At 43.7% G+C, this 15,772-nt stretch carries 12 protein-coding genes and 1 pseudogene; 3 read left to right on the top strand and 10 right to left on the bottom strand.

What is annotated here, in order from left to right:
- Position 1 precedes the first annotated feature (1 nt).
- Together FKX85_RS19720 and FKX85_RS19725 are read right to left on the bottom strand one after the other, a co-directional pair.
- Positions 2 to 376: a hypothetical protein gene (locus tag FKX85_RS19720; RefSeq protein ID WP_141616353.1), complete on the bottom strand. Its 375-nt coding sequence runs from the start codon at positions 374 to 376 to the stop codon at positions 2 to 4.
- A 99-nt stretch (positions 377 to 475) separates the two neighbouring features.
- Entirely contained in the window at positions 476 to 2,050 is a 1,575-nt protein-coding gene (locus FKX85_RS19725) for a hypothetical protein (RefSeq protein WP_141616354.1), read from the bottom strand.
- Positions 2,051 to 2,702: 652 nt separating this feature from the next.
- On the opposite strand from FKX85_RS19725, the pseudogene FKX85_RS19730 reads away from it, so the two are divergent.
- Positions 2,703 to 2,993: pseudogene (locus tag FKX85_RS19730) on the top strand (transposase); the annotation flags it as partial.
- A 574-nt stretch (positions 2,994 to 3,567) separates the two neighbouring features.
- On the opposite strand, the gene FKX85_RS19735 reads toward FKX85_RS19730, so the two are convergent.
- Entirely contained in the window at positions 3,568 to 4,737 is a 1,170-nt protein-coding gene (locus FKX85_RS19735) for an ATP-binding protein (protein WP_141616355.1), read from the bottom strand.
- A gap of 417 nt (positions 4,738 to 5,154) precedes the next feature.
- Complete coding sequence (locus FKX85_RS19740; protein ID WP_394344991.1) at positions 5,155 to 5,382, bottom strand: transposase domain-containing protein; 228 nt, start codon at positions 5,380 to 5,382, stop codon at positions 5,155 to 5,157.
- Between the two features lie 4 nt (positions 5,383 to 5,386).
- Here FKX85_RS19740 and FKX85_RS21595 point away from each other — a divergent pair, with 4 nt between their 5' ends.
- Together FKX85_RS21595 and istB are read left to right on the top strand one after the other, a co-directional pair.
- Positions 5,387 to 6,055, top strand: coding sequence for a transposase (locus tag FKX85_RS21595; RefSeq protein ID WP_210416875.1), 669 nt, complete (start codon positions 5,387 to 5,389; stop codon positions 6,053 to 6,055).
- A gap of 104 nt (positions 6,056 to 6,159) precedes the next feature.
- Positions 6,160 to 6,882 (top strand): IS21-like element helper ATPase IstB, encoded by a 723-nt coding sequence (istB, locus tag FKX85_RS19750; protein ID WP_141616356.1) that lies wholly within the window; start codon positions 6,160 to 6,162, stop codon positions 6,880 to 6,882.
- Positions 6,883 to 7,495: 613 nt separating this feature from the next.
- Here istB and FKX85_RS19755 read toward each other — a convergent pair.
- The 6 genes from FKX85_RS19755 to FKX85_RS19780 all read right to left on the bottom strand — a co-directional run bounded on the left by FKX85_RS19755 (position 7,496) and on the right by FKX85_RS19780 (position 15,738).
- On the bottom strand, positions 7,496 to 9,103 hold the full coding sequence (locus tag FKX85_RS19755) for a beta-N-acetylhexosaminidase (protein WP_141616357.1): 1,608 nt from the start codon (positions 9,101 to 9,103) through the stop codon (positions 7,496 to 7,498).
- A 27-nt stretch (positions 9,104 to 9,130) separates the two neighbouring features.
- Positions 9,131 to 10,291 carry an N-acetylglucosamine-6-phosphate deacetylase gene (locus FKX85_RS19760; protein ID WP_141616358.1) on the bottom strand — a complete coding sequence of 387 codons (1,161 nt, stop codon included), beginning with the start codon at positions 10,289 to 10,291 and terminating at the stop codon, positions 9,131 to 9,133.
- A 1-nt stretch (position 10,292) separates the two neighbouring features.
- Positions 10,293 to 11,765 carry a sodium:solute symporter family protein gene (locus tag FKX85_RS19765; RefSeq protein ID WP_141616359.1) on the bottom strand — a complete coding sequence of 491 codons (1,473 nt, stop codon included), beginning with the start codon at positions 11,763 to 11,765 and terminating at the stop codon, positions 10,293 to 10,295.
- 1 nt (position 11,766) lies between these two features.
- Positions 11,767 to 13,287: a family 20 glycosylhydrolase gene (locus FKX85_RS19770; RefSeq protein ID WP_141616360.1), complete on the bottom strand. Its 1,521-nt coding sequence runs from the start codon at positions 13,285 to 13,287 to the stop codon at positions 11,767 to 11,769.
- 108 nt (positions 13,288 to 13,395) lie between these two features.
- Positions 13,396 to 14,169, bottom strand: coding sequence for a 6-phosphogluconolactonase (locus FKX85_RS19775; RefSeq protein WP_141616361.1), 774 nt, complete (start codon positions 14,167 to 14,169; stop codon positions 13,396 to 13,398).
- Positions 14,170 to 14,295: 126 nt separating this feature from the next.
- On the bottom strand, positions 14,296 to 15,738 hold the full coding sequence (locus FKX85_RS19780) for a CBM96 family carbohydrate-binding protein (protein WP_141616362.1): 1,443 nt from the start codon (positions 15,736 to 15,738) through the stop codon (positions 14,296 to 14,298).
- Between the last annotated feature and the right edge of the window lie 34 nt (positions 15,739 to 15,772).

Consider the following 15,772-nt stretch of genomic DNA (forward strand, 5'->3'; position numbering starts at 1 on the left):
GTCATCCATTGGTTCTCACAATCCCGGTGCCAACCAACCGTTTGAGTATCTTTTCCAAATGCCGGACCGAGGTTGATTTTTCACAGAAATGAATGTGATCATAGGCGTCGAACAGGTGACGGTACAATCCCAGATCGTCGGGATAGCCCCGGATCAGAATAGGAATCCTGAAGGGAAGAATCTTTTTGATGATGGCAATATTTTCGCGGCCATGGAAACCGTTTGGTACATCAAGAATGATCAAAGAAGGCTGCTCCCCATGCAATGCCACATCCATCCCCTCGATCAGGGTAGTCCCATATCCAAAAAGTGCAAGGATCTCGCATAAATTGTCCACTATCAGCGCATCGTTGCCCATCACAACTATATCTTTCATTTTCCAGTCATTTAGGACGTTGTACCATAAATTTCACTATTATTTTCCCCTTGGCCATCCATGCCCAAGCCAGAACATTAAATAGCAGCTTTTTATTATTTACTTGGCCAACAGTGGATAGATTTCCTGTTGTCCATTCCAGTTTACCTTGAGGTAAACAAGTCCTGGCGGAACTGATGGGACCTCCAGGTCAACCTCAGGAGAATGGAGCTCTCCAATGGTCCATTCCTCCAATATTTTACCTTCCGTGTAAAGGGTTATTTCAGTGCTTTCCCAATCTATTACTTCCATGCCGGTATACCGAAGGGTGAGTTTTTCCAAGGAACCCACGGGGTTTGGAAACAGGGTCCAGGAGGCTCCGGCTCTTGGCAGTTTGGGCACCGCGATCGCTATCCAACTGCTGTGGGTCAACAGACTGTCGGCCGACACCTGGCTAACCCTAAAATAGACCCTTCGGTTACTGAACCGGTTTTCCAGGGGTTTGCAGAAAGTATATCCTCTTTTTTGAAACGATACATGTTGGTTACCCGGAATAACAGCCACTGTTTCGGTTTTGTCCAGTCTGTCGATTGCCATCTGTATAATATATTGGTCAGCCGGGTCATCATTGGCCACTGCCCAATCCAATTGGATTTGCTTTTTTCCAACCAGGTGTGTCCCCCTGAAATTCATAAATTTCACCGGCAGAACCCTACAATTATCCTCTTCAAATTTTCCCATATTTTCAGTTTCCTTGGTCACATTGCCACTGAATTGTCCACAGGTATACAGGGTCGCATCATCAGCGATGATCTTTGCACCGCTTCCATTACTGTTCAAAGAGGCGCCCACATCGATATAGCTCATGCCATCTGCGTCCCCTCCATTATGCACATCCCCGATAAATTTAAGGGTGGAATTACCGTTCATTTCCAAGGTTCCGTTTGGCTCAGAGGCAATAACCTCGGCTCCCTCGTCCACTTGAAAGGCAAGGTGGGAATTGCCGTTTATATAGATGGAAGTGGTCATGAAAAACCCCTCTACCGAAATCAAGGCCCTATCCTCGGAGTTGTTTGAGGGGGTATGTGCCTTTGTTGTCCCGCTGATATTTATCCCGCTTCGGCTATCGACAAATAGCCTGGATTCCCCCCTTACCACCAATTGGCTTGCCTTCAGGTAATTGGATATAGCCCCTACTGTCACCGGAACCGTCCCGGTGACGTTCAAACTTGCATTTTCCTCCAGCGTTAATGTGCCTTCAATATTTATATCCTGTTGTGAGGCATCAAATAGAAAACTCACTGCTGCTCCTGCAGCGATAGTGAGGTCCCCTGCAACGGTAAGGGATCCTCCATCGGCAATGGTTATGGACTTCAGGTTCCCGTCCATCAAGGTTTGTCCTGATGAAATGACCATATCCCCATTTATCACCACATGTACTTCGCAGCCGGTGGTAGCAGGTGCCATCGGCGGAAACAGGCTGGTGTTGTTCGAACAACCTGAGGGATCATTGGATTTAACCCAACATGCAGCATTATTCCATTGGTTGCATCCCGGCAGGGAAGTGTATTCCTGTCCTTGCACAGGCTGGCTTATAAACAGACCAACCAAAAGGCATATACAAGCAGATATCAGATAAGAATGGTTTTGCTTCAAATCTTTGTTGTATTTAGTAATATGACCGAACTGATGCATAATAGAGCCGGTTAATTCTCCAGAATTGTTCTCAGCTGATAATTCTGAAATGGTTGGCTCTTTTTTGCTAAATTATTTTTGTAGAGGGTGGCTACAACTATAATTCCGCATTCCTTGGTGTTGGGACACCTGATAATTTATCCCCATTGATGATGAAATGTTCTCGTAGTAAACAAATGTAATTTGTTGCGATAAACATCGCAACATAAAAAACCCTACCAAACAAGACTACATCTCGCTAAAATCAAGTACTATTTTTTACACTAATAAAATTTCTTACCACACATAACAATCAATAAAAAATATAAATTATAATATATAAATATAAAACAATACTATTGAAATAAATTATAAGATTTTTAAAAAGCATATAAACTAAAACATATAACATTATAATGAATTTAAAACAGTGCTCAAAATAGTAAAATCGCTGCGCTTTGGCCATTATCCTGTCTTGGGACCAGGCCGTTCTCTGCTAATGGTCCGATCGCTTGTTTCAAAAAGGAATTTTAGTTAGGATGTCCCGGATTTGTCTTGAATCATTTTATGGTTGGTCCAAGCGGAGTCCAATGCTTTGATTGGATCAAGTAGATCCCCCCTTCTGGCACAAACAAACCGAAATGGCTGGCATAAAGCGGGCCGTTATATCCAGAAGCCGGACAAGAGCTGTAGGTATCTTAAGATGAAAAAGATAAAGAATCTGGAGGCGAAAACAGCCCAGCGTTTGGTCAAGGAATTTATTGATCCAAACTCCGTGTTCAGACAGACATGAGCATCACTTTCTCAAACCTGAGCGATTGTACAGATGTGCATTAAGGAGATTTCGGGAACCAAAAAGGGACACTTCAACTTAAAATGGACAAATATTGCTATAAGTGACCTAAAGAAACACCTGCAGACATACCATTTGATAAGTGAAAGGATGATGCAAAACTATCTTGAGTAGTTCTTCTATAAACCCAACAGAAGATATTTCGGTCAGAAACCATGTGACAGGCTCTGATTAACCACTACACTAACAATAATTTAAACACCCCAAACTTTATCAACAGGTTTTTATAAACATTTGGAAAAATATCTTTGGGATGATGAATAAAAAAGGGCCTTTCAGCCCTTCGGTATCCGCATAGGATATTCTGCAGTGATGATGATGTGATCCATCTTCGGTAAATCCAAAAGATTTGTATGCTGTCAAATCCGATGAAAGTATGAGAGGATAGAACTACAAGGCACCAAGTAAGTGACATGATATTTAGAAAACCTTCCGGCAAAGGATACCTTCCTGCTATCCTGTGAACAAAGCATATTAAACGCTGATAAAAATTATGTTTCCCCGGTCCTCCCCACAATAGATTTGTCTTCAAATCATAAATCCATGAAGACTTGCTTATTTCAAAGTATAATGTAGCAGGGCCCCGTTACACCAGCCTCCTATTTATTCCATGTGTTCTTGACAGATTCATTCACTTAAAAGATTGGTGCTTTAACAAACAAAAGAGTGGGATGGTGTGTGTGTGTCATCTAAATTGCTCTAGCATTTTCCAAGACAATACTTGAACATTGCTTCGAACTAAAGCTTGATCACCACCATAAACCAAGTACGGACGAACAGATTGTGGCTCCGCCAACTCAATAAAATGTTTCAGATTTTTAAATAGCGCACCGCTTAATGTCTGAGTAGATTTGACCTCATATACATCAAACGCATTTGCCGTTTTAAGCAACAGGTCAATTTCCAACCCATTGTGATCTTGCCAAAAATAATAATTGAGATGCTGGTATCGATTCTCATTAAACTTTTGGAAATTGGCAATCACAAAATTCTCAAATATATTTCCCTTGAGTCTGTTAATCGCCAATTCTTCAGGTTCACGAATTTGCAATAAATGAGTCAATAAACCAACATCATAAAAATACAGTTTAGGCGTTTTCACCAAGCGCTTATTAAAATTATCATGATAAGGATAGAGCAAGAATACAAGATAGCTGCTTTCTAAAACAGACAACCAAGCCTTCGCAGTAGGTTGAGAAATATTACAATCATTAGCCAGTGCGGTCAAATTCAAAAGTTGTCCTGCCCTTGCTGCACACAAGCCCAAGAACGTTCGGAAGCTATTTATATCACGGATATGGATTAACTCTGTCACATCCTTTTCAATATATGTACGAACGTAGTTGGCATAAAAATCCGTTGGATCTAAGCCTCTATGATAAATAGCGGGGTATCCTCCCTGGATACAGGCAGCTAAATAACTAGCAGGCAGTTTTTTTGCTTGCTCTAATTCTTGGGTGTCCAAGGGCAAGAGTCGGAAAAGCGCAACGCGCCCAGCCAATGACTGAGTAATGTGCTTAAGTAAATGAAAGTTTTGAGATCCTGAAAGGATATATTGCCCCATCTGACCAGACCTATCCACCACAGTTTGCAAATAGGAAAACAATTCCGGTACTCGTTGAACTTCATCCAATATGGTTTTACTAGCATATTGTTGAAGAAAGCCATTCGGATCCTCTGTGGCAAAAGACCGATGATCTGGGTTTTCCAGAGACACATACTCATAATCAGGAAACAGCGTTTTAAGCAAGGTGGTTTTGCCAGATTGTCGTGGACCCGTTACTGCCAGTATCGGGTATTGTTTAATCCGTTTCCTTATCTCCTTAGCCATTGTTCTCTCTATCCATTTAGACATAATCAATCTGTTTTATTTCAACCAAATATACGTAAAATTTGAAATATCTGAGTTATAATTTTGAAATATATGAAGTTAAACTTTTAAATATACGGATCAAAACTTTGTAATATATTAAGTCAAATTTTGGAATATATGGATCATAACTTTGGAACCTGTGAGAAAACGATCGTCAGTGAGGTGGTTGGAGGAAAAGGTGCTGCTTTCGGCATCAGCCTTGGCAACCTTGGGGCAAGGCATTTGTATAGGCCCTAGTATTTCCAGTGTGGCAAAATAGCTATTCGGTGGTATAATTTGCTGAGCAACTATAATATGAACAAGTGAAAAATTGATGAACTGACTGACAAAAGTATCCGTCCGACCAACCCATGTAGGCTGAGCTAGGAGTTTCGAAGTTTGTTATAATGGTCTGTATTGCTACCAGTTAGAAGGGAGAAGCTGATAAAGGTCCTTTTGCCTGTGGCTTTGGATTTCTTCGAAGACATCTTTGAGCCATTCAAACTCATTAACGTTGTTCTTTTTGCAGCTGGCCATAAAGGAGTACATGGCTGCGGTCATCTCTGCGGCCTGGTGTGATCCGGCGAAAAGATAGGCTTTTCTTCCGATTGCCAACGGTCTGACTGCGTTTTCTACAGGATTATCCAAACGTTTGGATAACTTAATGGAACGGGAAATCAGATCGATGGTGGTGGGGAGAAAAAACTTGGAAAACAACAGGAAAACAGGGCTTACGACCAAGAAGCTGCTGTCCATGGAAGAACCCGAAGTCGAGAAGCTTTTCCTTTCAGGGGACCCTTCCTATAAAGACCCCCGTTACGAACATTTTATATCCAACCTCCCTTATTATCAAAAAGAACTCAAGCGCAAAGGGGTGACCAAGATGCTTTTATGGGAGGAGTACAGGGAGTCTTACCCCGGAGGGTATGGCCGCAGCCAGTTTTGCCATCACCTTGGCCAGCAGGAGGTGGCCAGGGCAAAGCCTTCCATGGTGCTTGCCCATAAACCGGCAGAGAAGCTGTACATTGACTTTGCGGGCAAGCCCATCTGCTATATAGACAGGGAGACCGGAGAGGAGATCAGGTGCCAGCTGTTTGTGGCCTGCCTGCCCTATTCGGACTATGCCTTTGCCATGGCGGTGCCCTCCCAGACCATTCCCGACTTCCTGCACGCCCTGAGCAACTCTACAGGACCTGTGACGGCTTACTTGCCCTGGCCAGGAAGGTGGATGAACAGCGGCTGGACAAGGCCTGCAATATCGCCATGGAGTACAATCAATACAGCTATGGCTTTATCAAGAACATGCTGGAAAACAATATGACAGAAGCCACAACGGAAGCCTCCGGCAAGGAACTTCCCAAACACGGCAACGTCAGGGGAAGAACATATTACAACGAACAACGATAACTTAAACTTTAAACAACTATGCCCAACCCGATCGAAACACAACTTATCAAACTCAGGCTCCATGGCATGCGCCAGACCTTGGCAACATTACAGGAGACCCGTAAAAACCAAAGCCTCTCCCTTACCGAAGGCCTTGAGCTTATGCTGCAGGCAGAAGTACAGGAACGGGACAACAGGAGGTTCAAAAGACTGGAATCCAATGCGGGCTTCCGTTACAGGGCTTCCCTGGAAGAACTTTCCCTGGACAGGACCAGGGGCCTGGATGACATGCTCCTGACAACACTGGCGACCGGGGAATATATGGAACATGGTGATGCGGTACTTATCACGGGGGCCACCGGCTGCGGAAAAAGTTACCTGGCCTCGGCCCTCGGCCATCAGGCCTGTGTGCACGGCAAAAAGGTCGCCTACTTCAATACCCAGAAGCTTATGCTCAAAATCAAGATGGTAAGGTTGGACGGTACCGTGCTCAAGTTCTTCGATAAAATGGCCAGAACAGACCTGCTTATCCTGGATGACTTCGGGCTCACACACCTGGACAAACAACAACAAATGGACTTTATGGAACTTATCGAAGACAGACATGGTAAAAAATCCACTGTTATTGTAAGCCAGCTCCCTGTCTCAAGCTGGTATGATGTAATAGGTGAACCGACCATAGCTGACGCTATCCTTGACCGGTTGGTCCACGCCTCCTACAGAATCGAGTTAAAAGGGGAAAGTCTCAGAAAAAAAATGTAAAATTGTCAGTCTTCTGACTATACTACCAAAACAGCCTCTGCAGAGGGGTCAATATCACCGGAACAGGGGTCAACATCAACCGGAATATCCAATATACTGCAAATATACCAATTATTAACCATCAATATTTTTGCTCCATTTTGTATGCAAATCGTGTGCAAATAAAAAAGCCACTTACGATCAAAGATTGTAAGTGAATGATTTTCAGTAGGCATACATAAACTTTTCTCGAACCGGTTTTATGAACATTTGGAGAAATATTTCTGGGATGATGAATAAAAACCGGACCGTCTCATAAGTTTATCGGGACAGGCTACGACGATTCCTAATCCGGGTTAAATAATTTCAGCTTGCTATTCCATTTTTAATTCCATACATGCGTTGTACTGGAGAGAAATATAAATGCGGCTGTCTCAAATGTAAACGTCATGCGACCCCAGCGATTGCGAAGAGATGCCACCCCTCTCTAAGTGCAATATAAGCATGTTGAGATCGCTTCGCTAATGATGACGTATTTTGACTTATGAGACAGCCTCATTTTCTATATTTCCCCATAAACATTTCGCGAACCTGTTTTATCAGGGTCTGGAGAAAACTGACTCAAACTTCAACGTCAATTCCCTGCATAGTCTCCAAACTTTATCCCCATCTGACTTAGTTGCATCTTCATAGACTCTACTACTTCAAGGAATCTGCCGTAATTTTTATTTTCGGGAAATGTCCACCCAACCTCAGCATATGCCAGTAAACGAGGGAACACTTGCTGAAGCATGGCAGATTCAGTCCTTGTGTATTCTGTCCAAATCTGTGTTCCCAATCCTAAAATTTTACCGTGGTACACTTGGGGCAAACCTTCTGGAATGGGATCGAATGCATAGGACTTTGACAAAGGCAGCCTTCGGTAAGTATAGTCAAGATAGGTGTCCCAATGATTGGAATTCACCACTTCGTAGCCATCCTTGGCCGCTGCTTCCACTAGTCCCAAATCACCTTTCCAAAAATGAACGATGGATGATTTTTCTAGCGTCTGCTCCACCTTAGCTGATGAGCTGTCTGGTTCATTGTGAATATCATGCCCCAATATATCATTCCATCCCATCATCCTTTTCCCTTTGGAGTCGAGATAGGTGGAGATTTGATTGGTAAAATGGATCTGAAGGTCCATTGGAGTCGAGAGGCCGTTTACACGCATAAAATCCTTGATTGATTCCGAATCCATCCATGGATCATGGTTAACTTCATCTCCGCCGATGTGAATAGCTTCCCCCGGAAATAGTGCTGCCACTTCATCCAACACATCCTTAAGAAACCCAATTACCCTTGGATCTGCCACATTGAAGGAGTCTTCCATTTTCCCAAATGTAACCGGTACCTCCTGCGTGGTACCCAAAGAACCAATCCATGGATAGGCCGCTATCGCTGCCATGGCATGGCCTGGCATTTCTATTTCTGGGACTATCACGATATGACGGTCTTCTGCATATTGGATGATTTCCCTGATCTGATCTTGGCTGTAGTATCCAGTTTGCGGTTTTCCAGTTCTTTCACTGCTCCCCCTTGCCAGTTGGGTATCTTTTCTTGTACCTCCTACTTCAGCGAGTTTGGGGTACTTTTTGATCTCTATGCGCCAAGCTTGGTCATCTGTCAAATGCCAATGAAAAACATTCATTTTCAGCATGGCCATTTGATCAAGCATCTTCTTGACCACCTCCTCCCCCATGAAGTTCCTACAATCATCTAACATAAATGCCCTCCAGGAAAATCGAGGTTTATCGACAATTATTGTTTTAGAAAGCATGACCTGACCAGATACTACGTTGGAAAAATCACGGGGCAATAGCTGTTTCAATGTCTGAATTCCATAGAATACCCCTGTAGAAGTAGGTGCTACAATTTCAATGGACTGGTCAATCACCATCGAATACCCTTCATTCCCAAGGGAGTCTGATAAATTCTCATCTAACCGTAGATGAATACCATTTCCACTTTCCAAGATTGGAGATGCAGTTGCAAAGCCTTCTTTTAGATAGTTGGACAAAAATTCGGCTTCCGTCCTTAGGCCTTTCTCGACAACAATTGGCATTCCTGCCTTCAACTCAAATTCCCCCTTTAGTGCCATTTTACTTAAAGGATATGGGATAACCTGGGCTCCCAGATCGGTGAAAGCCATCAAGCCAACTATCCAACCAAAGAGAAAACCAACTGATTTAGCGTATTTCATGATCAAAGTAATTCTGAGTAACTAGTACTATATTTCTGATGAATAAATTAACCTTCCGCTCTTGATGGTCTTATTGATCATCATTTTACTGGTTTTGCGCTCAAACAGGACCACATCGGCCCTACTTCCTTCCTGAAAGACACTGACCTTCTCGCCCTTCGCCAGGTAGGACAAAGGCTTGACAGATGCCATATCAATCGCTTGAGATAATGTCGCCAGATTTGCGTGGATCAAGTATTCCAGGCAAGATTTGAGAGAAGCGGCTGAGCCTGCCAGTAAATCGGGGTTTTCCTGCATGCTCAGCCTCCCTGTCGAAGTCAACTGCACCGTCCCACCAATAGGGCTTTGATAGGTTCCAGCCGGCAAGCCAGCAAACTTGGTGGAATCGCTCACCAAGAAGCTTTTATCCGGCTTTACGCTCATAAATACCTTCATAACAGCATCCGGCAAATGAAACCCATCGGATATCATACTTGTCCAGAGGTCATCCAAAGCCAGCTGATCCCAAATGTAATTGGGATGTCGTGGTAATGATAAATGGGCGGCATTCCCCAAATGCGTCGAAAGACTCGCGCCAGCCTCAGCGGCTCTTTTTAGCTGATCAGCCTTGGCAGCGGTATGCCCAATGGCTATCTGGATTTGCTCGGCCACACATTTTTTTATCACATCGTTTGCGCTCTCATATTCGGGAGAAAGGGTGATCAACTTAATTTTCCCCTTCGCCACCTTTTGTAAGCGGGAAATAAATTCCCAGTTTGGCTCTTGCACAAATTCCAAGGGGTGCGCTCCCCGAGGTCCTGCATCCTTGCTGATAAAAGGTCCTTCCAAATGGATACCGGCTATTGATGCGGCTATCAGCGGGTCTTCACAGGCATGGATTATTTTCTTGATGGCATCCGACAATGCCTGTTCACTAGCGGTGATCAATGTCGGCAAAAAGGTAGTCACGCCATTTTCCCAAAGTTTCTCTGTACAAAATACCACATCATTTACCGAAAGGTCGGGTTCATTAAAATCCACTCCTTGAAATCCATTTACCTGTAAGTCTACCAATCCGGGAGCTATTATCAGGGATGAGGAAATTTCTTCCAATTCTTCCATACCACTGATCAAGTCGTGATCAAATGTTAGTCGGATAGGACGTTGTGATTGGTAGTGAATACCTTCGACGCATTTTATTTTTTCCATGCTAATTCTGATTGCTTAATCCATTAATTAACTCATCGACCTTAGGGTCTACTTTTGCAGTCCTGAAAAAACCTGTCACAACGAAGGTAAAAAGGGAAACCAACGTTGGTGCTCCTATTTCCAAAGCTAAAGAACTCACAGGAAAAATTTTGAGCAAAATAAAGGTAACAAGTCCAGAAAAGATAGAGCACATGGCGGACATCGCATCGCTCCTTTTAAAGACAGGTAGTAAACCCAAAATCATAGGAATTGCTATCGGCCCCAATAGGGCTGCAAACCATGAAATCATCAAACCGAATACGCCTCCGAAGTTGGCCGCATTGAGTGCAATGAAAATGGTCAAAGTGGTAAAACAGAATGTAGTAATGCGTGCCAAGGTCAATGCTTGGGTCTTGGATAAGTTTTTGACCTGTGGAAACAAAACAGGCAAAATGTCCCTACTTATGACAGCCGAAACAGTATTGGAATCCGAAGCGGTCATTGAAAGCGTGTTGGCAAAAAGTGATGCCAATACCAGTCCTATTAGTCCATTGGGAAGAAATTCCAATACCATTTTACCATAGGACAAAGTTGGATCCGCCAAGTTTTCGAAAAAAACCGGCGCAGCAAACATGGGATAGAACAGGATCAAAGGCCAAGTAAAATAAAGAGCAGAAGATAGTAATGCTGCTCTTTTGGCCACTTTCCCTGATGTCGTAGAAATAAAACGAGTAGCGAGATTCCACGTTCCACCGCTGTAGCTAAAAAAATTAATCACCAGCAAAACGGCCGCAAAGCCTATGGTATAGGGATCATGGAAGAATGCGGCATGCTCTTCGGGAAGCCGATCCCAGAGGGTAAAAATCCCTGAAACACCATCGCCCAATTTGTAAAGGATCATCACAAACATGATCACACCCGCCAGCAACTGTATTAAAAACTGGCCGAAGTCATTCCATACATCAGCCCATAGCCCTCCGATAGTGATATAGATCAAAGAGATAAAACCGACCAGCAGTACACCAAAAGTGATAGAAGTCCCGCTGAATACATTCAATAAAATGGCGATCGCGGCCAACTTTCCTCCTGTGTCAAAAACTTTGATAACAGTGCCTACCCAAGCAATCAGTTGCTGGGTGGGAAGATTATACCGGATCAACAAATATTCTGTGGGAGACTGGACTCCAAAGTTCACCCGCAGCCTCGCCCATCTGGGTGCAATGTAAAAGGCAGTCACTAAAACGGCGACAGCCACTGTAAAAGCCCACCAGACATAAATGGTGAAACCATGCGTATAGGCTATCCCCGCATACGCGACAAATACGGCCCCACTATAGCCGGAAACATGGTGGGATATTCCAGAAAGCCACCAAGGAAGTTTTCCTCCCGCAGTATAAAAATCCTCGGAATTCCTTACCCTAAAATAAGCCCACAGCCCAATGGACAGCAGCATTACAAAATATAGCCCAAGTACGATCCAATCGAGTAGCTCCATATTACTTTAACTTAGCCAGTCGGTGGTACAAGACTTTAATTGGCAGTTCTCTCTGCCTATTGAGTTCTTCTATTTCTGCATCGTATAAAAACCCTGAATTCAGTTCGTAAAATGCTTTGTTCAGTTCTTCTGACCGTTCCAAAATGGTCTCCATTTGCTTGGTAAGTGATGGAAGGAGATCCTGGGTGAACTCTGGGGAATTATACACTTCATCCACTTGTTTGTAGTCCAAATAAAGCATCCGAAAATTTGCCATAAGCCTAAAATGATCGAACTCATCTACGTGCTGGTTTGGAGTAAGCTGAAATAATGGATCGCTGACTTGTCGATAGTTTTCCTTGACTTCGGGCACACTTTTGCTTTTTTCGGGTTTAGCCTTGGATATCAACTCCCGAGGAAATACCAAAAACTCCCACAGCTGATTTCCTTCCTTTTCATTGAGACCAAACCTCTCAGAAGCATAATTCAATACAAATTCCTGTGGCTGAAACTCCTCTGGATGGGACAAAGCCGCAGCATAGCTGGCTATCAAAATCCTGAACCCTGACATCGGATAGGTATTTCTGATCTGGACCATATCGGCCACATCGTAGCCTACGTCCCAGGTAAATCCATAAAGCCCGGAAGTGGACCAGGAAGTCATGATCATTCCTTCATACTGGCTTGTTCTGGCATAGGGGATAAAGTCCCGTTGGTTATTAAAATGGGTGGACCAATTGGTCATGTACCAATTATCAGGATGACTGCGGATAGAAGGAGCTCCCCAAAAAGTAAACCCTAAATCCTGCAGTTTGGATATATCCCCAAAGTGGTTGGTTTTCCAGCCATAGTTCCAATCTACAAAGACAGTCTCTTTAGGCAGCCCGGCCGCAGCTTCAGGATATTTCAGGATAATATCTGCCCACATTAATGGAATCTTGCCATTTTCAATTACCAGGTTGGCAATCATTTTCATATGATCCACAAAAAGCCGGGATTTGCCCACCTCTTCTACTCTAGCACTGCAAAGATCGCAGTGCCCCAGCAAATACGTCTCATCTCCACCAATATGGATATAATCCGAATTATGGGTTTCCGCCAAATCCTTAAAAAGGGATTGGAACAAGACCTCACTTTCCACCATTTTCATGGGACATAGCTGGGATATATCCTTTCTATCCTCTTTTAAAACGCTGTATCTGGGGTTTCTTAGTATATACTCCACATGCCCCAAACTTTGCTGCAATGGGACGACTTGAATGTCCAGTTGATCACAGTATGCGATAAAATCGTCGATCTCTTCCCTACTGTAAGAAAACTGATTGGCTATGGTCAGGTGATCTTTAAAAGGGTATGTTGCCTCCCATTCCATGACGAGTGTATTGAATCCAAAGTCTGCCATTTGCCTGGCAAAACGCTTCAATGCTTCGGGTGTCATCACTTGAACGCGAAGGTCCAAATGGAAGCCTTTCACCTTAAAATCACTGTCTCCCAGATCTTCCTTCGATTGAGAATAGCCAGCGATGGACTGAAAAAAGAACATAATACATATAATACAGCGAAAAACTCCAAATTTAGGGAGAGGTTGCTTGTGCCAGTTGTTACTATTGTTTTTTGTTACCAAGGGGGTTCTTATTTAACGTGATTGTATTTATTCTATTAATGTATAGGATTGGCCATCGAGCTTGCTCATTGCCGCCTGATTAAAATAAAACTTACAGTTGGGATGAGTAGTCAGGATGGATGCAGGACAATCCGTGCTGACCACTTTGGTCAATGTATCGCTGACAGCCTGACTTTTATTTTCACCCAATACGACACATACCATAGCCTTTGCAGCCATTAAGGTAGGAATAGTGAGTGTAACGGCGGTGGTCGGAACATCTTCCAATTGGTCAAAACACTGGTCATTTACTTGCTGGATCCTACATGCTTCTTCCAATTCGACTAGTTTAATCACCTGTGGATCATCAAAGTCCGCAACTGGTGGGTCATTGAAAGCGATATGCCCATTCTCACCTATCCCCAGACATACCAGGTCTATGGGAGCTTTGGCAATCAAGCGCTCATATCGGGCAAGCTCACCTTGTAAATTTCCTTGGGTCTTGATCAAATTTACTTCTTTAAAAGGCAATTTGGAAAACAATATTTCCTCTAGATAAGATGCAAACAACTCCGGAGCATTTTCCTCCAAACCTATGTATTCATCCATATGGAACGCCACCACTTTTTCCCATCGTATTTGATTCGATGTCGCCAAATAAGATAGCATTCCCGTTTGAGAGGGAGCGGCCGCAAAAACGATTCTTACTTCATCTTGCGCTGTCTGTAAGTTGATGATGCATTTCTCTACTTCTTTACCTGCAGCTATTCCCGCAAGTTCTCGGTCGGAAAAGACATGAATGTCTTTTTGAAGGTCTATCATTTTTTTAAAAGAAGTGGGCAGGACATCTCCCTCAGTAACCAGATGAGATAGTCCTTTACCCACTATAAGTTAGTTATAACACTGTTAATTCAATAAATATCAATTCCTTTGGGGAGTCAATTAAATTCACTCAATAATTACCTCCACTTCGAATGGATCAAGTTTGGCCCCAGCCCTATCTCTCGCCGAAAGGACAAGCTGATCTTCACTACCTTCACCATTACTGATATAGACCAGGTTCATGACATTGATGTCATTTTGGGTAAATCGGTCGCCCGGTTTTAGTATGGTCGCACCGCTGATCAACCAGCCATGCTGGGCGACTTCCTCCACAGTGTAGATGATGTCATTAGCGGAGGCTCCGGTTACTTCCAGCATCTCCGAATCCAAGGCCACGCTACCTCCTGACTCCACGGATATCCCGGTATTGGCCACCAAGTCAAGTACACTGTTTCCTGTGGCAATGATGGCGATGATCATGGGGGCAGGCAGTGTTTCGTGTTCTTTGGAGGCCAAATCATTTGTTTCATCACCTTGATCTTGTCCATCGATCATCAGTGAGAGTTTCCCCCTTTTTTCCAACCCTGCATAGAAATCAGTCAAATCAAAATTGAAGGCACCGACTTTGGTGGTGATGATGGTAGCAACGGGTGGATCAACCGGCTCCGTGGCATTGTTCCAGTTCAGGCCCATCTCGGTCCACGTGGTATCGGGAACCTGAAACAGGTTCATGTCCAAATTTTTTGCATGGGTAAAAGAAACGCCAACTTCAAACCGGAGGTCTGTGATGACACCCTCGGCAGGCAGCTCCTTCAAATCAAACATTAAATAGGCCTTTCGGTCGTAATCCCCATCCCCTGTCACGTTCTTTACTTTTAACAGGTTCGCAGATCCAAAATTGCTATTCGCTGCTGCTCCTCCATTGATATACGTGTCTGCCAGCGGGAATATGGTATCGGTTTTCACAGAAGGGTCCAGTTCATCAAGGTCTGTGGATGCTGCTGAAAAATAAACTATAGCGTTTACCACATGGATCACCCCATTGGTAGGCTCAAGATTAGAAGTAGCAATTTCCCATTGTTTGCTAGTCCCTTCATTGACCAACCCCACAAAATTGGTATTGTGAGAGAGGTACATCACTTGGCCACTTTCTGTAGAATAAGCTATCGGAAAATTACTTTCGAACAAATCAGGATCAGAAAACAACACCCTATCTTCGACGATATGGTACCTCAGTAGGTTTCTCAAAATGGGCACCGGTACCTCCTCCAAACTCCCATAGGCATTCTCCTCCAAATATTCCTCAAAAGCCCTGTCAGTAGGCGCGATAAATGTCCTGATTTGGTCTGTGCTGTACGCTTCGGTCAGGCCGGCCAAATCAATGGCGGAACTGAGCATGGTAAATGATTCGTGCGACTGGAAATATTCCAAGGCCGACACTTCCAACTTTCCAGTGATACCTGCAGGATGATAGTCATAATCCTCCTGGACGGTGCAGCTGTAAAATACCACACCAGCAACGATGAGCGCAAGTATGGCTCCATTGATTTTTATCGGTAAACTCTTCATTCCTTTTGGTTTTTGTGTTGAAAATTTTTGGCAA

Origin of the sequence: Echinicola soli (assembly GCF_006575665.1) — a bacterium.
Classification (GTDB): Bacteria; Bacteroidota; Bacteroidia; order Cytophagales; family Cyclobacteriaceae; genus Echinicola; species Echinicola soli.

Coding starts and splice junctions, on each gene's coding strand:
- FKX85_RS19720 (WP_141616353.1), bottom strand. CDS start 376: ATGAAAGATATAGTTGTGATGGGCAACGATGCGCTGATAGTGGACAAT.
- FKX85_RS19725 (WP_141616354.1), bottom strand. CDS start 2,050: ATGCATCAGTTCGGTCATATTACTAAATACAACAAAGATTTGAAGCAA.
- FKX85_RS19735 (WP_141616355.1), bottom strand. CDS start 4,737: ATGTCTAAATGGATAGAGAGAACAATGGCTAAGGAGATAAGGAAACGG.
- istB (WP_141616356.1), top strand. CDS start 6,160: ATGCCCAACCCGATCGAAACACAACTTATCAAACTCAGGCTCCATGGC.
- FKX85_RS19755 (WP_141616357.1), bottom strand. CDS start 9,103: ATGAAATACGCTAAATCAGTTGGTTTTCTCTTTGGTTGGATAGTTGGC.
- FKX85_RS19760 (WP_141616358.1), bottom strand. CDS start 10,291: ATGGAAAAAATAAAATGCGTCGAAGGTATTCACTACCAATCACAACGT.
- FKX85_RS19765 (WP_141616359.1), bottom strand. CDS start 11,765: ATGGAGCTACTCGATTGGATCGTACTTGGGCTATATTTTGTAATGCTG.
- FKX85_RS19770 (WP_141616360.1), bottom strand. CDS start 13,287: ATGTTCTTTTTTCAGTCCATCGCTGGCTATTCTCAATCGAAGGAAGAT.
- FKX85_RS19775 (WP_141616361.1), bottom strand. CDS start 14,169: ATGATAGACCTTCAAAAAGACATTCATGTCTTTTCCGACCGAGAACTT.
- FKX85_RS19780 (WP_141616362.1), bottom strand. CDS start 15,738: ATGAAGAGTTTACCGATAAAAATCAATGGAGCCATACTTGCGCTCATC.